Annotated in this window: 19 protein-coding genes; 7 read left to right on the forward strand and 12 right to left on the reverse strand. The window is 58.4% G+C overall.

Annotated features, from left to right (window positions below):
• Positions 1 to 62: 62 nt before the first annotated feature.
• The 4 genes from modC to ACRRSD_RS27775 form a co-directional block, all read right to left on the reverse strand.
• Positions 63 to 1,142 carry a molybdenum ABC transporter ATP-binding protein gene (gene modC / locus ACRRSD_RS27760; protein WP_435036424.1) on the reverse strand — a complete coding sequence of 360 codons (1,080 nt, stop codon included), beginning with the start codon at positions 1,140 to 1,142 and terminating at the stop codon, positions 63 to 65.
• Positions 1,143 to 1,145: 3 nt separating this feature from the next.
• Positions 1,146 to 1,826, reverse strand: coding sequence for a molybdate ABC transporter permease subunit (gene modB / locus ACRRSD_RS27765; protein ID WP_435036425.1), 681 nt, complete (start codon positions 1,824 to 1,826; stop codon positions 1,146 to 1,148).
• Positions 1,827 to 2,594 carry a molybdate ABC transporter substrate-binding protein gene (gene modA, locus ACRRSD_RS27770; protein ID WP_435036426.1) on the reverse strand — a complete coding sequence of 256 codons (768 nt, stop codon included), beginning with the start codon at positions 2,592 to 2,594 and terminating at the stop codon, positions 1,827 to 1,829.
• A gap of 169 nt (positions 2,595 to 2,763) precedes the next feature.
• Complete coding sequence (locus ACRRSD_RS27775; protein WP_435036427.1) at positions 2,764 to 3,828, reverse strand: NAD(P)H-dependent flavin oxidoreductase; 1,065 nt, start codon at positions 3,826 to 3,828, stop codon at positions 2,764 to 2,766.
• A 433-nt stretch (positions 3,829 to 4,261) separates the two neighbouring features.
• On the opposite strand from ACRRSD_RS27775, the gene acuI reads away from it, so the two are divergent.
• A complete protein-coding gene (gene acuI / locus ACRRSD_RS27780) occupies positions 4,262 to 5,245 on the forward strand; it encodes an acrylyl-CoA reductase (NADPH) (protein WP_435036428.1) in 984 nt (327 codons plus the stop codon).
• Here the strand turns inward: acuI and ada are convergent.
• The 5 genes from ada to ACRRSD_RS27805 all read right to left on the reverse strand — a co-directional run bounded on the left by ada (position 5,242) and on the right by ACRRSD_RS27805 (position 7,744).
• Entirely contained in the window at positions 5,242 to 6,309 is a 1,068-nt protein-coding gene (gene ada / locus ACRRSD_RS27785) for a bifunctional DNA-binding transcriptional regulator/O6-methylguanine-DNA methyltransferase Ada (RefSeq protein WP_435036429.1), read from the reverse strand. The two genes, acuI and ada, sit on opposite strands and share 4 nt — an antisense overlap.
• 88 nt (positions 6,310 to 6,397) lie before the next feature.
• Positions 6,398 to 7,063 carry a DNA oxidative demethylase AlkB gene (gene alkB / locus ACRRSD_RS27790; protein ID WP_435036430.1) on the reverse strand — a complete coding sequence of 222 codons (666 nt, stop codon included), beginning with the start codon at positions 7,061 to 7,063 and terminating at the stop codon, positions 6,398 to 6,400.
• 5 nt (positions 7,064 to 7,068) lie between these two features.
• Complete coding sequence (locus ACRRSD_RS27795; RefSeq protein ID WP_435036431.1) at positions 7,069 to 7,203, reverse strand: 2OG-Fe(II) oxygenase; 135 nt, start codon at positions 7,201 to 7,203, stop codon at positions 7,069 to 7,071.
• A 33-nt stretch (positions 7,204 to 7,236) separates the two neighbouring features.
• Positions 7,237 to 7,413: a hypothetical protein gene (locus ACRRSD_RS27800; protein ID WP_095120937.1), complete on the reverse strand. Its 177-nt coding sequence runs from the start codon at positions 7,411 to 7,413 to the stop codon at positions 7,237 to 7,239.
• A 28-nt stretch (positions 7,414 to 7,441) separates the two neighbouring features.
• Positions 7,442 to 7,744 (reverse strand): DUF1883 domain-containing protein, encoded by a 303-nt coding sequence (locus ACRRSD_RS27805; protein ID WP_007912251.1) that lies wholly within the window; start codon positions 7,742 to 7,744, stop codon positions 7,442 to 7,444.
• A gap of 210 nt (positions 7,745 to 7,954) precedes the next feature.
• On the opposite strand from ACRRSD_RS27805, the gene ACRRSD_RS27810 reads away from it, so the two are divergent.
• Together ACRRSD_RS27810 and ACRRSD_RS27815 are read left to right on the forward strand one after the other, a co-directional pair.
• Entirely contained in the window at positions 7,955 to 8,311 is a 357-nt protein-coding gene (locus ACRRSD_RS27810; RefSeq protein WP_116028985.1) for a hypothetical protein, read from the forward strand.
• A 71-nt stretch (positions 8,312 to 8,382) separates the two neighbouring features.
• Positions 8,383 to 8,613 carry a hypothetical protein gene (locus ACRRSD_RS27815; RefSeq protein ID WP_008082673.1) on the forward strand — a complete coding sequence of 77 codons (231 nt, stop codon included), beginning with the start codon at positions 8,383 to 8,385 and terminating at the stop codon, positions 8,611 to 8,613.
• Positions 8,614 to 8,616: 3 nt separating this feature from the next.
• Here ACRRSD_RS27815 and ACRRSD_RS27820 read toward each other — a convergent pair whose 3' ends face one another.
• Both ACRRSD_RS27820 and ACRRSD_RS27825 read right to left on the reverse strand, forming a co-directional pair.
• Positions 8,617 to 8,898 carry a hypothetical protein gene (locus tag ACRRSD_RS27820; RefSeq protein ID WP_435038555.1) on the reverse strand — a complete coding sequence of 94 codons (282 nt, stop codon included), beginning with the start codon at positions 8,896 to 8,898 and terminating at the stop codon, positions 8,617 to 8,619.
• Between the two features lie 142 nt (positions 8,899 to 9,040).
• Positions 9,041 to 9,226 carry a hypothetical protein gene (locus ACRRSD_RS27825; protein WP_007912238.1) on the reverse strand — a complete coding sequence of 62 codons (186 nt, stop codon included), beginning with the start codon at positions 9,224 to 9,226 and terminating at the stop codon, positions 9,041 to 9,043.
• Positions 9,227 to 9,484: 258 nt separating this feature from the next.
• Here ACRRSD_RS27825 and galU point away from each other — a divergent pair, with 258 nt between their 5' ends.
• The gene (gene galU, locus ACRRSD_RS27830; protein WP_053120371.1) at positions 9,485 to 10,324 is read left to right on the forward strand and encodes a UTP--glucose-1-phosphate uridylyltransferase GalU; all 840 of its coding nucleotides are present in this window, start codon (positions 9,485 to 9,487) and stop codon (positions 10,322 to 10,324) included.
• A 128-nt stretch (positions 10,325 to 10,452) separates the two neighbouring features.
• Positions 10,453 to 11,811 (forward strand): glutathione-disulfide reductase, encoded by a 1,359-nt coding sequence (gorA, locus tag ACRRSD_RS27835; RefSeq protein WP_435036432.1) that lies wholly within the window; start codon positions 10,453 to 10,455, stop codon positions 11,809 to 11,811.
• On the opposite strand, the gene ACRRSD_RS27840 is transcribed toward gorA, so the two are convergent.
• Complete coding sequence (locus tag ACRRSD_RS27840) at positions 11,808 to 12,824, reverse strand: DNA-binding protein (RefSeq protein WP_435036433.1); 1,017 nt, start codon at positions 12,822 to 12,824, stop codon at positions 11,808 to 11,810. The two genes, gorA and ACRRSD_RS27840, sit on opposite strands and share 4 nt — an antisense overlap.
• A 178-nt stretch (positions 12,825 to 13,002) precedes the next feature.
• On the opposite strand from ACRRSD_RS27840, the gene ACRRSD_RS27845 reads away from it, so the two are divergent.
• Entirely contained in the window at positions 13,003 to 13,941 is a 939-nt protein-coding gene (locus tag ACRRSD_RS27845; RefSeq protein ID WP_435036434.1) for a site-specific integrase, read from the forward strand.
• Between the two features lie 137 nt (positions 13,942 to 14,078).
• Positions 14,079 to 14,642, forward strand: coding sequence for an alkyl hydroperoxide reductase subunit C (gene ahpC, locus ACRRSD_RS27850; protein WP_034154256.1), 564 nt, complete (start codon positions 14,079 to 14,081; stop codon positions 14,640 to 14,642).
• Positions 14,643 to 14,690: the final 48 nt, after the last annotated feature.

The raw sequence follows: 14,690 nt of genomic DNA on the forward strand, positions 1-14,690 counted from the left end.
TTTAATGGCGCGGCGGTCTGTAAAGCGATTGACCGCACGCCGTTGCCGTGGTGCCGAATGATTTAGGCGAGGACTGCGACTGCTTTGATCTGCGCCCATAAATGCTGGCCCGGATGTACGCCTAACTGGTCCCGGGAGTAGCGTGTGATGCGTGCGAGCAGCGGGGTGCCACCCGCATCCAGGCGAATCAGCACATGAGCGGCGTTGTCGGCCGATTGCTCGCTGACCACGGTCACCGGCAGTCGGTTGAGAATGCTGCTGAACTCGCTGTTCTGCAGGCTCAGGCTGATGTCGCGGGCGTGCACTTTGCAGCGTAGGGTCTGGCCTACATCCATCGGTGCATGTGTGACGCGAATGCTCATCTCGGTGGCCGGCAATTGCAGGCTCAGCAATTGATATTGCGCATCGTAAGCGCTCACCTGGCCTTCAATGATTATCCCGGCGTCATCGCCCATCGCCATCGGCAGATCCAGGCGCGCAAGGGTTTCGCCGATCGGGCCGCTGGCCAGCGCTTTACCTTCGCTGAGTAACACCAGATGGTCAGCCAGCCGCGCGACTTCGTCCTGCGCATGGCTGACGTACAACAGCGGAATTTCCAGTTCGTCATGCAGGCGTTGCAGGTACGGCAGGATTTCACGTTTGCGCTGACTGTCGAGGGCCGCCAGCGGTTCGTCCATCAGCAGCAGTTTCGGGCTGGTCAACAGGGCACGAGCGATGCCGACGCGCTGCCGTTCGCCACCTGACAAATGCTGCGGATGACGTTCGAGCAAATGGCCGATGCCCAAGAGTTCGGTGGCCTGCGCCATGTCGACACGACGCTGGGATCGGGCGATACGCTTGAGGCCGAATTGCAGATTGGCCAGCACCGACAGGTGGGGGAACAGGCTGGCTTCTTGAAATACATAGCCGAGCGCGCGTTTGTGTGGCGGGACGAAAATGCCGTTGTCGCTGTCCTGCCAGACTTCGTCGTTGATCTGGATAAAGCCATGATCGGCGCGTTCGAGCCCGGCGATGCAACGCAGGCAGGTGGTTTTACCCGAGCCGGAATGCCCATAAAGCGCAGTCACGCCTCGGCCGGGCAAGTTCAGGTCGACATCGAGGCTGAAACCCGAATAGGCAATGTTCAGACGTACATCAATCATCAATCAGCTCCAGCCTGCGCGGGTCTTGCGGCTGGAGTACAGCGCCAGCAACACCAGAAACGAGAACGCCAGCATCGCCCCGGCCAGCCAGTGGGCCTGCGCGTATTCCATCGCTTCGACGTGGTCGTAGATCTGTACGGAAACCACGCGGGTCTTGTCGGGAATGTTGCCGCCGATCATCAGCACCACGCCGAACTCACCGACGGTATGCGCGAAGCCGAGTATCGCCGCCGTGATAAAACCAGGACGCGCCAGCGGCAGGATCACACTGAAAAATGTGTCCCATGGATTGGCGCGCAAGGTCGCGGCGACTTCCAGTGGGCGGGTGCCGATCGCCGAGAACGCGTTCTGCAACGGCTGCACCACGAACGGCATTGAATAGATCACCGAGCCGATCACCAGTCCAGTGAAGCTGAAGGTCAGAGTGCCCAGGCCCAGCCATTGAGTGAATTGGCCGAGAAAACCGTGCGGGCCCATCATCAGTAACAGATAGAAACCGATCACGGTCGGTGGCAGCACGAGGGGCAGGGCGACGATCGCCCCGATCGGGCCGCGCAGCCACGAACGGGTGCGCGACAACCACAGGGCAATCGGAGTGCCGACGACCAGCAGAATCGCGGTGGTCAGGGACGCCAGTTTCAGGGTCAGCCAGATCGCCGCGAAATCGGCACTCGTCAGCGCCATTTACAGCTGGTACCCGTAGGATTTGATCACCGCAGCGGCTTTCGGGCCTTTGAGGTATTCGACCAACGCTTTGGCGGCGGCGTTGTCTTTGCCTTTGTTCAGAATGACCGCGTCCTGTTTGATCGGGTCATGCAGGCTCGCAGGCACGATCCACGCCGAACCGCTGCTGACTTTGCCGTCCTTGTAGATCTGCGACAGGGCGACAAAGCCCAGCTCGGCGTTACCGGTCGAGACGAACTGGTAAGCCTGTGTGATGTTCTGGCCTTCAACGATCCTGGCTTTGGTGGCTTCGGTCAATTTGAGTTTTTCCAGCACTTGCGTGGCCGCGAGGCCATATGGCGCGGCTTTTGGATTGGCGATGGACAGGTGCTGGTACTCGTTCTTTTTCAGCACCTCGCCTTTGGCATCGACATAACCTTCTTTCGCCGACCACAACGCCAGGGTGCCGATGGCGTAGGTGAAGCGCGAGCCTTTGACGGTGTCGCCTTCTTTTTCGAGTTTTTCCGGGGTGGTGTCGTCTGCGGAGAGAAACACTTCAAACGGCGCACCGTTCTTGATCTGGGTATAGAACTGCCCAGTAGCGCCATAGGCTGCGACCAGTTTGTGCCCGGTGTCTTTTTCGAAATCAGCGGCGATGGCCTGGATCGGCGCGGTGAAATTGGCTGCAACCGCCACCTGCACTTCATCAGCCTGAACTGCGCCCACGGCGAAGACCGCAAGCAAAGAGGCCAGACAGGTTGGGGCAAAACGTGAGGCACGAATGGGCATGTAACAGCTCCGTTGTTGGCGAGTGCAGCGGGCAGCTATTGTTGGAGGCGAACTGCGCCGATACGAGGGTGGATTCGCTATATAGCGAAATATATAGCGAAATGCCGCCAAACAGGAAGTGTTGGTTAAAACCGGAGTGAGGATGCTTGAATCCTCACTCTGTCTGGCGTCACTGACGAGTGAGTTTTGCCAGCGCACCTTCAGCCAGTTGCCGGGTCAGGTCAGCGCTACCAATGTCTTTGCCCAAGGTGAAGGCCTGACCGGCCCAGAGGTTGGCAAACTCTGCCTCGTTGATTGCTCGCAACGGCATCAGCGCCCCACCAGCCAAGGGAAATGCCGGTGCTTTCGGCGACATCGGTCCCAGCTCACGCATGACGCGGTTGAGAATGCCCCGCGCCGGCCGCCCGGTGAAAAGATTGGTGATCGCCGTTTCGCTGTCCTTGGCGGTGCGCAACGCCTTGTGATGAGAAGCGCTGACTTTCGCTTCTGGCGTGAACAGATAGGCCGTGCCGACCTGTACCGCTGAGGCACCCAACAAGAACGCCGCCGCCACGCCGCGTGCGTCGGCAATGGCTCCGGCGGCAATCACCGGCACTTTTACCGCATCGACTATCTGAGGCACCAAGGCAAACGTGCCGACCTGACTGCTCAGGTCATCACTGAGAAACATGCCGCGATGGCCGCCGGCCTCGTAACCCATGGCGATAATCGCGTCGCAGCCGTGCTGTTCCAGCCAGATCGCTTCATCGACAGTGGTGGCCGAGGAGAGAATTTTCGCTCCGGTTGCCTTGACCCGATCAAGCAGGGATTTCTCTGGCAGACCGAAATGGAAACTGACGACCTCAGGCCGAAATTCTTCCAGTACCTCGCAGGCTGCCGCATCGAACGGTGCCCGGTTGGAGACTGGTGTCGGTGCATCGAAATCGGCGCCCAGTTCGCGGTAATACGGTTCCAGCAACTGCTTCCAGGCATGCGCACGTTGCTCATCGGCTGCCGGTGGCTGGTGGCAGAAGAAGTTCACGTTGAAGGGCTTGTCAGTGTGTTGGCGAATGGTTTTCAGCTCTTCGCGCAATTGCTCGATGCTCAGCATGGCCGCCGGCATCGAACCCAGGCCCCCGGCGTTGCATACGGCGATGACCATGGACGAATTCGTTGCACCGGCCATCGGGCCCTGGATGATCGGTAATTCAATGCCGAGCAGGTCAAGAATGCGGGTGTCTGGCCATTGGCTCATGAAAGCTGTTCTCCGAACGAGGTAACGGGCAGGGACGGCAGATCCGGTTTTTAACAGCAAAAGCGGATTCGCAGCCAGTTCGAAATTCAGAACAACCCGTGCAGTTTTTCAGCGTCGATGAAATCCGCCGCCAAACGAGTGATTCATGAATTGCGAGGAGTTGTGAAAGTCATTGGTGCGCTGATCGCCCGCCGACACGGAGCAGGCCATCACCCAAGGGCCGCTCACGCTGGTGGCGGAGAACCAGATGCCATTTTCGACTGCGTACCAATTGCTGTTGTCGACACGAATGCCACGACCGTCGAAAAAGCATAGTCGCCCGCCATGGAAATACCCGGCGGTTTCGCCGATTGGCGCAAAGTCGAATGTGGCAGGGTGTTGCGATGTGGTATTTCAAGGCACGACATTCTGAAAACAGTCATGCGAGGCAGTCATGTTCAACGCCATTGTGATCGACAAAGACGACAGCGGTTACCGCGCCAACCTGCAACAGATCAACGAAGAGCAATTGCCCGAAGGCGATGTCACCGTGGCCGTTGCGTACAGCACGCTGAACTTCAAGGACGGCCTGGCGATTACCGGCAGCAGTCCGGTGGTGCGCAGGTTTCCGATGGTGCCAGGGATCGACCTGGCGGGCACGGTAGAAGCCAGTTCGCACCCCGACTATAAGGTGGGTGACCAGGTGCTACTGAATGGCTGGGGTGTCGGCGAGAATCACTGGGGTGGTCTGGCGCAGAAGGCGCGACTTAATGGCGACTGGCTGATTCCATTACCCAAGGCCTTTACCGCGGCGCAAGCCATGGCCATCGGTACGGCTGGGTATACGGCGATGCTGTGCATTCTGGCACTCGAACGTAATGGCGTGACGCCGGATCAGGGTGAAGTGTTGGTCACAGGGGCCAATGGTGGCGTTGGCAGTTTCGCCATCGCGTTGCTGAGCAAGCTCGGCTATCGCGTCGTCGCATCCACCGGCCGTGTCTCCGAGCATGAGTATCTGAAGCAGTTAGGCGCCGGTGAAATCATCGACCGCGCGACCTTGTCAGTGCCCGGCAAGCCACTGGCCAAAGAGCGCTGGGCAGCGGTGATCGATTCGGTCGGTAGTCATACATTGGCCAATGCTTGCGCCAGCACTCGTTCCGAGGGCACCGTTGCCGCTTGTGGTCTGGCGCAAGGCATGGACTTCCCGGCTTCGGTGGCGCCATTCATTTTGCGTGGCGTGACCCTCGCCGGCATCAACAGCGTGACCCAGCCCAAGGCGCGGCGCCTGGAAGCGTGGGGTCGTCTGGCCAAGGATCTGGATTTCTCCTTGCTGGCATTGATCAGCCATGAAATCGGCCTGAGTGAAGCCATCGATGCGGCGCCAGAATTGCTCGCCGGGCAGCTTCGCGGACGGGTTGTGGTGGACGTCAATCGCTAAGGCTGCGTCTCGCGCTCCAGCAACTGACGCTTGCGCTCGACACCCCAGCGATAACCCGAGAGATTGCCATCGCTGCGCACCACGCGGTGGCACGGGATGGCCACCGCCAAACGGTTGGCCCCGCAAGCCTGCGCCACCGCCCGCATGGAGGTCGGTGCGCCGATGCGTTGGGCAATCTCGGCGTAACTGGCTGTATGACCCGCCGGGATTTCCCGCAGCGCCTGCCACACGCGCTCCTGAAATGCAGTGCCGCGAACGTCCAGCGGCAGATCCAGGCCAAGCGCCGGGGCCTCGATAAAGCCCACGACCCTGGCGATCAGTTGTTCGAACCCGGCATCGGCGCCAATAAGGTTGGCTTTACGAAACTGATCCTGCAGATCGCACACCAGTTGATGCGGATCGTCACCCAACAGAATCGCGCACACCCCACGCTCGCTTTGCGCCACCAGAATCGCTCCTAGCGAGCACTGGCCGACAGCGAAACGGATGTCGTTGTTCTTTCCCGCAGCGCGATAATCGCCGGGTTTCATCCCAAGCAACTGATCCGCTGTTTCATAGAAACGGCTGTTGGAATTGAAGCCCGCGTCGTACAACGCACCCGTCACCGAGCCGCCGTCTGCCAGGCGCTCACGGACTTTGCGCGAGCGATGGGCTGTCGCATAGCCTTTGGGCGTCAACCCTGTCGCGGCCTTGAACACGCGATGGAAGTGAAACGGACTCAGACCCGCGGTTGCGGCCAGTTCGTTGAGCGCCGGCAATGTCTCGGCGGATTCGATGTGGCGGCAGGCAATGGCGACGGTCGCGGCATGTTGCGCGGCGACGTCACTTTGATCTTTACTGGCACGCTTGCTCGGCCGATAGCCGGCGGCTTCGGCCTGTTCAGGCGTATCGAAAAACACCACGTTCTGCGGTTTCGGCAAGCGGGAGAGGCTGCTCGGGCGGCAGTAGATGCCGGTGGTTTTCACCGCGTAGACAAATTGCCCGTCCGCCTGTGGATCTCGCGCAACCACAGCGGCCCAGCGTGGATCGTTTTCGGTCTTGAAGGGGGCAGAAAGCGTTTTCATGATGGTTTGTCCGTTGACCTGTTCGATTCAGGTTAACCAGCATCGCAAGGCGCAACACTCCGAGCCTTGCGGTCAAACTTTTTGCAGATTATCCGGCGACGCGAAAGGTCAGATTGATCCGCTGTTCACCCAGGAGCGGATGCCGGCCCTGCTTGATCGGCAACACACCGTGATAACGCAAGCGATCAACGCCGCCCCAGACCACCATGTCGCCATGCAGCAAGGCAATGCGCTGGCTCTTGTCGCTGCGACTGAAGCCGCCGAAAAGGAACATGGCCGGTAACCCGAGTGACAGCGAAACGATCGGTGCGCTGTAGGCCTTTTCGTCTTTGTCCTGATGCAACGACATCTTCGCGCCGGGGACATAGCGGTTGATAAGGCAGGAATCGGCGTTGAAGCCAGAAAATCCGGCTTGCGCCGCTGCCGATTGCGCCAGCGTCGAGAATACTTCCGGCATCGCTGGCCATGGCAAATCACTGAGCGGGTCGACGCTTGAATAGCGGTAACCGTGGCGATCGGTGATCCAACCCAATGGCCCGCAACTGCTGGTGCCTACCGACATGCTGAAGCCGCCCGGCGTGACCATGTGGCGCAACGGCGCTGCGACAAGGATTGCGTCCAGCGCCGGCAGGATCTGCTCGATCAATGGCAGGGCGAACCCATGCAGCAGCCACGATTGCTCGCCAATCTTCTCGGCGCGGGGGCGTTGTTCGGGTTCATGATCGGCGAACAGATCGAAAGTGTTCGGTTGCATGGTGCTCAGGTGACGTGGTGAAAGATGATGCCTAGGGTATGCCTTTTTCCACTGTGCATGCGACTGACGCCATGACGCACGGTCACTCCTTGACTCATGGTCGAAGCAGTCAGTCTGGATCTGTCCTCGCGACAGAACACTCCGCCGCGTGCGGTCGAATTCGCTGTCGTGTCTTACAGTGCTTTGCTGACGCTGATTTCGCTGATCACGTCGTCGCTCTGACCGTGAATCGCGTCCAGGGCAACTTTGGCTTCTTCTTCAGTGCCGTTTTCCAGTTGCGCGAACTCGAAGCGGCGTTCACCGTTGAGTTTGTACTTGATGACGTATTTGGTCGTTTGGGCCACGGTCATGCATTCCTTTCTGGTTGAGCGACGTGTCTCAGCTGAGTTTGGTGCTGGAGCGACGGATGATCTTGATCGAGTGGGTCAGCGTCGGCTTGCGGGTCACGCTGATCGCACGTCGGTTGACGGTATCGATGGTGATGTTCCAGAAACCGGTGCTCGGCGCGGTGATACGGGCCGGGAAGGTGTCGAAGGCGCCGCCGTGATAGGTGTGACGGCCGCCATTCTTGAAGCTGCGGAAGTTGGCGTCGTTCATCAGACGGATGTTGCACATTTGCGAGCATTGGATGACGACGATGTCGTCTTCGTTGAGGTGTTCGCGCTGGTGAATGAATTTCATGGGCGCCTCCAGAAGGGCTTTTTCTACAAAATCAAAACGATAGCTTGTAATTGCGCGCAGTTTATCAGCCCGCACGGGTTATTATCTGGCCGTCGGGCGTTGGTTTGACAATTTTGAACAGATATTCGCAATCGGATGCGGGTTAAATGCAGAAGGCCCCGGAGAAAAACGGCATTTGTGCTGTCGGACGGTCTTTAACGGAGGTTTTGTATGAAGTGGGGTGTGGTGTGTCTGCCGTTGGTTCTGGCTGTGGGTGGTTGTGCGAGTGTTTCCGAAATCAATGAAACGCTGCCGACCATGAGCGTGATCTCCGGCAAGAAACCCCATGAATATGCCCAGTGTCTGGCCGAGAAACTGGCAGACAGCCGTGGCGCGCTGCAAGTGCAGCCGCACAAGGACGGGGTTCGGGTCATCGTGCCGGGGAAACTTTCCACCGGCGCCGCAGCGGTGTTTGATATCGAAGATCGCTCCGGCGGCAGCAGCATCAAATTGCATGAGCGCATGTCGAATGTGCCGGTTCGCCCGCGTGACGTGCAAAAGGCCGCCAATGCGTGTATTTCCGGCTGATAGACTGACAGTCATCAGCACCGATGCCGTCGCAGTCATGCTGTGACGGCATTTTCATTTCTGGAGTCGCGATGAAGCGAGAGCAAGTACGGGAGCGCCACGTAGAGGGCCTGATCTCTGCCACCCATGTCATCCAGAACCCGGCGAATCCGGGGGAGTGGATCGTGTTTTTCAAGAAGAGCGCCGGCCGCAGTTACTTTCTGGTGGACGATAACGACGAAGTCGAATCCTTCAACCGTCTCGACGATCTGATCGAAGTCGTGCGCGGACTCGGGATCAAATTCGCCGAAATTCATATGTAAGGTCTATTTGCAGACCACGACAACGCTGCGGTTTTTGTAATTGCCGACATCGACGCCCAGGGTTTTGTCGCTTTCCTTCGGCTGTGGCGTGCCGTCAGTGCCAACGATGCGGTAACCAGTGCCCGCGCAGGAGGCATCGGCTTTTTCATAGCAGGTCGCCCAGGAGTTGGCTTCGCCGGAACAGTCGATCGACAGTCCCTGTTCGCCATTGTTCAGGTACGTGGGTTGCGAGGTGGCACAGCCGGCCAGTGCCAATAGCGCAATCAGTGGCAGAAGTTTTTTCAGGGTCATGTTCGTGGTCTTCAGCGAGGGGGACTAGACGCTCTGACAGCGCCGGTGTGAAAAGGTTATAGCGTTTGGCCACTTGTTTGTCAGCGGGCACAAAAAAGCCCTACACAAGGGCAGGGCTGGGGCGTGTCGGGGCTGATCAGTCCTGATCTTTGCCACGGCGCTTGGCCGATGCCGGAGTGTCGGTGAATACGGAAGCAACATCGGTCGCCATTTGCTCACTGTCGAAAGGCCCGGCGATGTGCTCGCCATTGGTGGTGGTCAGCGTCCACTTGCCGTCTTTCTTGTCGATCACATACCCATTGATGATTTTTACCGCGGCCATCTATCTGTCTCGTTCGCTGGTTCAAAGGCGCCATGATACCGGCAAATGCTCACATTGGGGGACGATGAGCGTATGGTGATTCAGTTTGCCGGCAGCTTTGAGCTACGCTGATCTGGCTGCGCCCGGATGTCGATGGAACTATCGGCGAGAATATTTCTCTATGTTGGCATCGGTTAGCCAGTGCGGGGCATTGTAAGGTGCACGCCGCCTGATTAGACTGCGCCGAAACTCGTACACACAGCCCTTTCAAGGACTTATATGATCAAGAAATGCTTGTTCCCAGCAGCCGGTTACGGTACTCGCTTCCTGCCAGCGACTAAAGCCATGCCTAAAGAAATGCTGCCGGTGGTAAACAAGCCACTGATCCAGTACGGCGTTGAAGAAGCTCTGGACGCTGGCCTGACAGAAATCTCCATCGTCACCGGTCGTGGCAAGCGTGCTCTGGAAGACCACTTCGACATCAGCTACGAGCTGGAAAACCAGATCAAAGGCACCGACAAAGAGAAATACCTGGTCGGTATCCGCAAACTGCTCGACGAGTGTTCGTTCTCCTACACCCGTCAGACCGAAATGAAAGGTCTGGGCCACGCGATCCTCACCGGTCGCCCGCTGATCGGTGACGAACCGTTCGCCGTGGTCCTGGCGGACGACCTGTGCGTCAACCTCGACGGCGACGGCGTCCTGACCCAGATGGTCAAACTGTACAAGCAGTTCCGCTGCTCGATCATCGCCATCCAGGAAGTCGATCCGCAGGAAACCAGCAAGTACGGCGTGATCGCCGGCGAGATGATCCGCGACGACATCTACCGCGTGCACAGCATGGTCGAGAAGCCAAAGCCGGAAGACGCGCCGTCGAACCTGGCGATCATCGGTCGCTACATCCTGACCCCGGACATCTTCGACCTGATCGAGCAGACCGAGCCAGGCAAGGGCGGCGAAATCCAGATCACTGACGCCCTGATGAAACAAGCCCAGAACGGCTGCGTCATGGCCTACAAGTTCAAAGGCAAGCGTTTCGACTGCGGTGGCGCTGAAGGCTACATCGAAGCGACCAACTTCTGCTTCGAGAACTTCTACAAGACTGGCAAGGCTTACTAAGAGCGCTTGATCGGTTGGTAAGAAAAACCCGCTTCGGCGGGTTTTTTCATTTTGCGCCCCCATATGACTGGCAGTGCTTGCCCAATGGGTGTCTGCAGGTATGCTGATCCCCTGCCGAGGAGATAGAAATGGCCTACGATTTTGACCTTTATGTGATTGGTGCCGGTTCCGGCGGTGTGCGCGCTGCGCGTTTTGCGGCCGGGTTCGGCGCGAAAGTGGCGGTGGCCGAGAGCCGTTATCTGGGCGGGACCTGTGTCAACGTTGGCTGCGTGCCGAAAAAACTGTTGGTGTACGGCGCGCATTTCGCCGAAGACTTTGAGCAGGCGTCCGGTTTTGGCTGGAGCCTGGGTGAGGCGAATTTCGACTGGGCGACGCTGATCGCCAACAAGGATCGCGAGATCAATCGCCTCAACGGCATCTATCGCAATCTGCTGGTCAACAGCGGCGTGACCCTGCATGAAGCGCACGCGAAGATCGTTGGCCCGCATGAGGTTGAAGTGAATGGCGAGCGTTTTACTGCGAAAAACATTCTGATCGCCACCGGTGGCTGGCCGCAGATTCCGGAGATTCCGGGGCGCGAACACGCGATCGGTTCCAATGAGGCGTTCTTCCTCAAAGAGCTGCCAAAGCGTGTGCTGGTGGTGGGCGGCGGTTACATCGCGGTCGAGTTCGCCGGGATTTTCCATGGCCTCGGCGCGAACACTACGCTGCTGTACCGCGGTGACTTGTTCCTGCGCGGCTTCGATGGTTCGGTACGCAAACACTTACAGGAAGAGCTGACCAAGCGTGGTCTGGATCTGCAATTCAATGCCGACATCGCGCGCATCGACAAGCAGGCTGACGGCAGCTTGAAAGCCACCCTCAAGGATGGTCGCGTACTGGAAGCGGATTGCATTTTCTACGCCACAGGCCGCCGCCCGATGCTCGACAATCTGGGCCTGGAAAACACCGATGTGCAGCTTACCGACAAAGGCTTTATCAAAGTCGACGAGCAGTACCAGACCAGCGAGCCGTCAATTCTGGCGCTGGGCGATGTCATCGGTCGTGTGCAACTGACGCCTGTGGCCCTGGCAGAAGGCATGGCCGTAGCGCGACGTCTGTTCAAGCCAGAGCAATACCGTCCTGTGGATTACAAGATGATCCCGACCGCGGTATTCAGCTTGCCAAACATTGGCACGGTCGGTTTGACCGAAGAGGAAGCGCGCGAAGCTGGTCACGAGGTGGTGATTTTCGAGAGCCGTTTCCGGCCGATGAAGCTGACCCTGACCGAGTGCCAGGAAAAAACCCTGATGAAACTGGTGGTCGACGGCAAGACCGACAAAGTCCTCGGCTGTCACATGGTCGGCCCGGACGCTGGCGAGATCGTTCAGGGTTTGGCGATTGCGTTGAAGGCTGGCGCGACCAAGCGCGACTTCGACGACACGATCGGGGTACACCCGACGGCCGCCGAAGAGTTCGTCACCATGCGTACGCCGGTCGGCGCTTAAGCGTCTTTCGGCTTGGCTGAGTCTGGCGCTGCCGCAACGGCAGCCGCCAGACGCTGGCTTTCTTCCAGGCTCGCTTGAGCCTTGTTCAATTCCTTTTCCAGTGACTGATTGAGCAGCGTTTGCTCCTCGACGTTCTGCTTGAGTGTCTGGCTTTCCAGTGTGGCTACGCGCAGGCGTTCCTGGAGGAGGGTGCGTTCGCTGTCGACGCGGGTCGCTTGCTCCAGCAGTTGATCCTGACGCTGATTGCTTTGCTTGAGCTGATCCTGCAGCAAGCTCAGCTCGCGTTGAGTGCCACGGTTTTCCGTGAGCAGGCGTTCGTTGTCGCGGTGCAGTTGCGTGATCTCGTCCTGACGAACCAGTGCGCTTTGCTGCGCCTGACGTAGCTCGGCCTGAATCTGCTGCACTTGCGCTTCGTGGCGGCTCTGTTCCTGCTCGCGCTGCTCTTTGCTGGCGTTGCGGTAGTGCTCCAGCGCGTCACGGGCATGCAGGTGTTTTTCTTCCAGTGAGCGGATCTGCTCGTCCTTGTCCTTCAGGCGCAATTCAAAGTCGGCCAATGCCTGATTCAGTCCGGCATTGCGGGTTTGTTCGGTTTGCAGCATAGACCGCGTGTTGCCAAGCGCTTCGGACTCACGCTCCAGTGCGGCGCCTTGAATGTCGTGCTCATGTTCGAGCTTTTCCAGTGTCTGACGAGTCTGTTTCAGCTCTGACTCCAGCGCTTCGCGCTGTTCCTCGAACTGCTCGCGGGCCTGCTCGATGGGCTCTTGCGCCTGTTCTTTGAGGCGTTGGGCGAGGCGAGAGACGAGTGCGGTCAACTCGTCATCGATAGGCTCTGCGGAAGCTTCAACGGGTTGGGCGCCGTCATCCAGCTCTTTCAGATAGCGATGGATCGTGGTTTTCGAGCCGGTGTTGCCCATTTCAATGCGTACTGCATCGATGCTCGGGTGTTCGCCACGAGCGAGGATTGCTGTGCGCGCGATCTGCACCAAGGCTTTGGTAATGCCGCCACGGGCCATGTGAACTCCTACGGTTACGTACTGTGGTACATGCCACTAAGGTACGCAGTGTACCATTCAGAAAATAAAGGTAAACCTTTGATAATAAAGACACGGGATATACTGGTATTACCCAGTGTCAGGCGGCAAAATGCCAATCTGCACCCTTCAATCAGTACGCCAGCGAGAAGAACAGCCCATGAGCGATCTGGATCGCTATCTGCAAGCCGCCACCCGTGACAACACGCGCCGTAGCTATCGCGCAGCGATCGAGCATTTTGAAGTGAAGTGGGGCGGGTTCTTGCCGGCCACAGCCGAAAGCGTCGCGCGGTATCTGGTGGCGCACGCCGAGGAGCTGTCGATCAATACGTTGAAGCTGCGTCTGTCGGCACTGGCGCAATGGCACAACAGCCAAGGGTTTGCTGATCCGACCAAGGCGCCGGTGGTGCGCAAGGTCTTCAAAGGGATTCGCGCGTTACACCCGGCGCAGGAGAAACAAGCCGAGCCTCTGCAGTTGCAGGATTTGCAGCGCGTCATCGACTGGCTTGAACAGGAGGTGCAGACCGCAAAAGAGCAACAGGATCGCCCGTTATTGCTCAAGGCTTACCGCGATCGCGCATTGATTCTGCTGGGATTCTGGCGCGGTTTCCGCAGCGATGAGTTGTGTCGTTTGCAGATCGAGCATGTACAGGCGCGCGCCGGCAAGGGCATCACCCTGTATCTACCGCGCAGCAAGGGCGATCGGGAAAACCTCGGGCAGACTTATCAAGCGCCGGCGCTGCTCAAGCTGTGCCCGGTGCAGGCCTACATCGATTGGATCGCCGAAGCAGCGCTGGTACGCGGCCCGGTTTTCCGCAGCATCGACCGCTGGGGCAATCTGAACGAGGAGGGCTTGCACGCCAACAGCATCATTCCTCTGCTGCGTCAGGCGTTGCAGCGTGCCGGGATTGCCGCCGAAAACTACACCAGCCACTCCCTGCGTCGAGGCTTCGCCACGTGGGCCCATCAAAGTGGCTGGGATTTGAAATCGTTGATGAGTTACGTCGGCTGGAAGGATATGAAGTCCGCGATGCGCTATGTTGAAGCCAGCCCATTCCAGGGGATGGCTCGGATTACGGATAACCCGGCTTCGTCGTAGATATCGTTTTCTTCTATTAATACAGTCAGCTAATAGCGAAAACAAATCAGCAGCATCAGGTTTGCCAATGAGCCATCCGTGGAGTGAGTGGGTAGGATTCACCCATCAACTTCATAACCCCTGACGGAGAGTCATCAATGCCTATCATCAACAGCCAAGTAAAACCGTTCAAAGCTACCGCGTTCAAAAACGGCGACTTCGTTCAAGTCTCGGACGCTGACCTGAAAGGCAAGTGGTCGGTCGTGTTCTTCTACCCAGCTGACTTCACCTTCGTTTGCCCAACCGAGCTGGAAGACCTGGCTGACAACTACGCTGCTTTCCAGAAACTCGGCGTAGAGATCTACAGCGTTTCCACCGACACCCACTTTGCCCACGCTGCCTGGCACAACACTTCGCCAGCCATCGGCAAAATCGAATACACCATGATCGGCGACCCGACCCACGCCATCTCCCGCAACTTCGACGTGCTGATCGAAGAAGCTGGCCTGGCTGACCGTGGCACCTTCGTGATCAACCCTGAAGGCCAGATCAAAATCGTTGAACTGAACGATGGCGGCGTTGGCCGCGACGCTTCCGAGCTGCTGCGCAAGATCAAGGCTGCTCAGTACGTTGCTGCTCACCCAGGCGAAGTTTGCCCAGCCAAGTGGAAAGAAGGCGAGGCCACTCTGGCACCGTCCCTGGACCTGGTCGGCAAGATCTAAGTCTGTGACACGCAACTCGGGGCGGATCTCCGCACCTGCTTAAGTTAG

This window comes from Pseudomonas neuropathica (assembly GCF_051174785.1).
Classification (GTDB): domain Bacteria; phylum Pseudomonadota; class Gammaproteobacteria; order Pseudomonadales; family Pseudomonadaceae; genus Aquipseudomonas; species Aquipseudomonas neuropathica_A.

Excerpts from the sequence above, each read along its gene's own strand:
- modC (WP_435036424.1), bottom strand. The coding sequence starts at position 1,142 with ATGATTGATGTACGTCTGAACATTGCCTATTCGGGTTTCAGCCTCGAT.
- modB (WP_435036425.1), bottom strand. The coding sequence starts at position 1,826 with ATGGCGCTGACGAGTGCCGATTTCGCGGCGATCTGGCTGACCCTGAAA.
- modA (WP_435036426.1), bottom strand. The coding sequence starts at position 2,594 with ATGCCCATTCGTGCCTCACGTTTTGCCCCAACCTGTCTGGCCTCTTTG.
- ACRRSD_RS27775 (WP_435036427.1), bottom strand. The coding sequence starts at position 3,828 with ATGAGCCAATGGCCAGACACCCGCATTCTTGACCTGCTCGGCATTGAA.
- acuI (WP_435036428.1), top strand. The coding sequence starts at position 4,262 with ATGTTCAACGCCATTGTGATCGACAAAGACGACAGCGGTTACCGCGCC.
- ada (WP_435036429.1), bottom strand. The coding sequence starts at position 6,309 with ATGAAAACGCTTTCTGCCCCCTTCAAGACCGAAAACGATCCACGCTGG.
- alkB (WP_435036430.1), bottom strand. The coding sequence starts at position 7,063 with ATGCAACCGAACACTTTCGATCTGTTCGCCGATCATGAACCCGAACAA.
- ACRRSD_RS27800 (WP_095120937.1), bottom strand. The coding sequence starts at position 7,413 with ATGACCGTGGCCCAAACGACCAAATACGTCATCAAGTACAAACTCAAC.
- ACRRSD_RS27805 (WP_007912251.1), bottom strand. The coding sequence starts at position 7,744 with ATGAAATTCATTCACCAGCGCGAACACCTCAACGAAGACGACATCGTC.
- ACRRSD_RS27810 (WP_116028985.1), top strand. The coding sequence starts at position 7,955 with ATGAAGTGGGGTGTGGTGTGTCTGCCGTTGGTTCTGGCTGTGGGTGGT.
- ACRRSD_RS27815 (WP_008082673.1), top strand. The coding sequence starts at position 8,383 with ATGAAGCGAGAGCAAGTACGGGAGCGCCACGTAGAGGGCCTGATCTCT.
- ACRRSD_RS27825 (WP_007912238.1), bottom strand. The coding sequence starts at position 9,226 with ATGGCCGCGGTAAAAATCATCAATGGGTATGTGATCGACAAGAAAGAC.
- galU (WP_053120371.1), top strand. The coding sequence starts at position 9,485 with ATGATCAAGAAATGCTTGTTCCCAGCAGCCGGTTACGGTACTCGCTTC.
- gorA (WP_435036432.1), top strand. The coding sequence starts at position 10,453 with ATGGCCTACGATTTTGACCTTTATGTGATTGGTGCCGGTTCCGGCGGT.
- ACRRSD_RS27840 (WP_435036433.1), bottom strand. The coding sequence starts at position 12,824 with ATGGCCCGTGGCGGCATTACCAAAGCCTTGGTGCAGATCGCGCGCACA.
- ACRRSD_RS27845 (WP_435036434.1), top strand. The coding sequence starts at position 13,003 with ATGAGCGATCTGGATCGCTATCTGCAAGCCGCCACCCGTGACAACACG.
- ahpC (WP_034154256.1), top strand. The coding sequence starts at position 14,079 with ATGCCTATCATCAACAGCCAAGTAAAACCGTTCAAAGCTACCGCGTTC.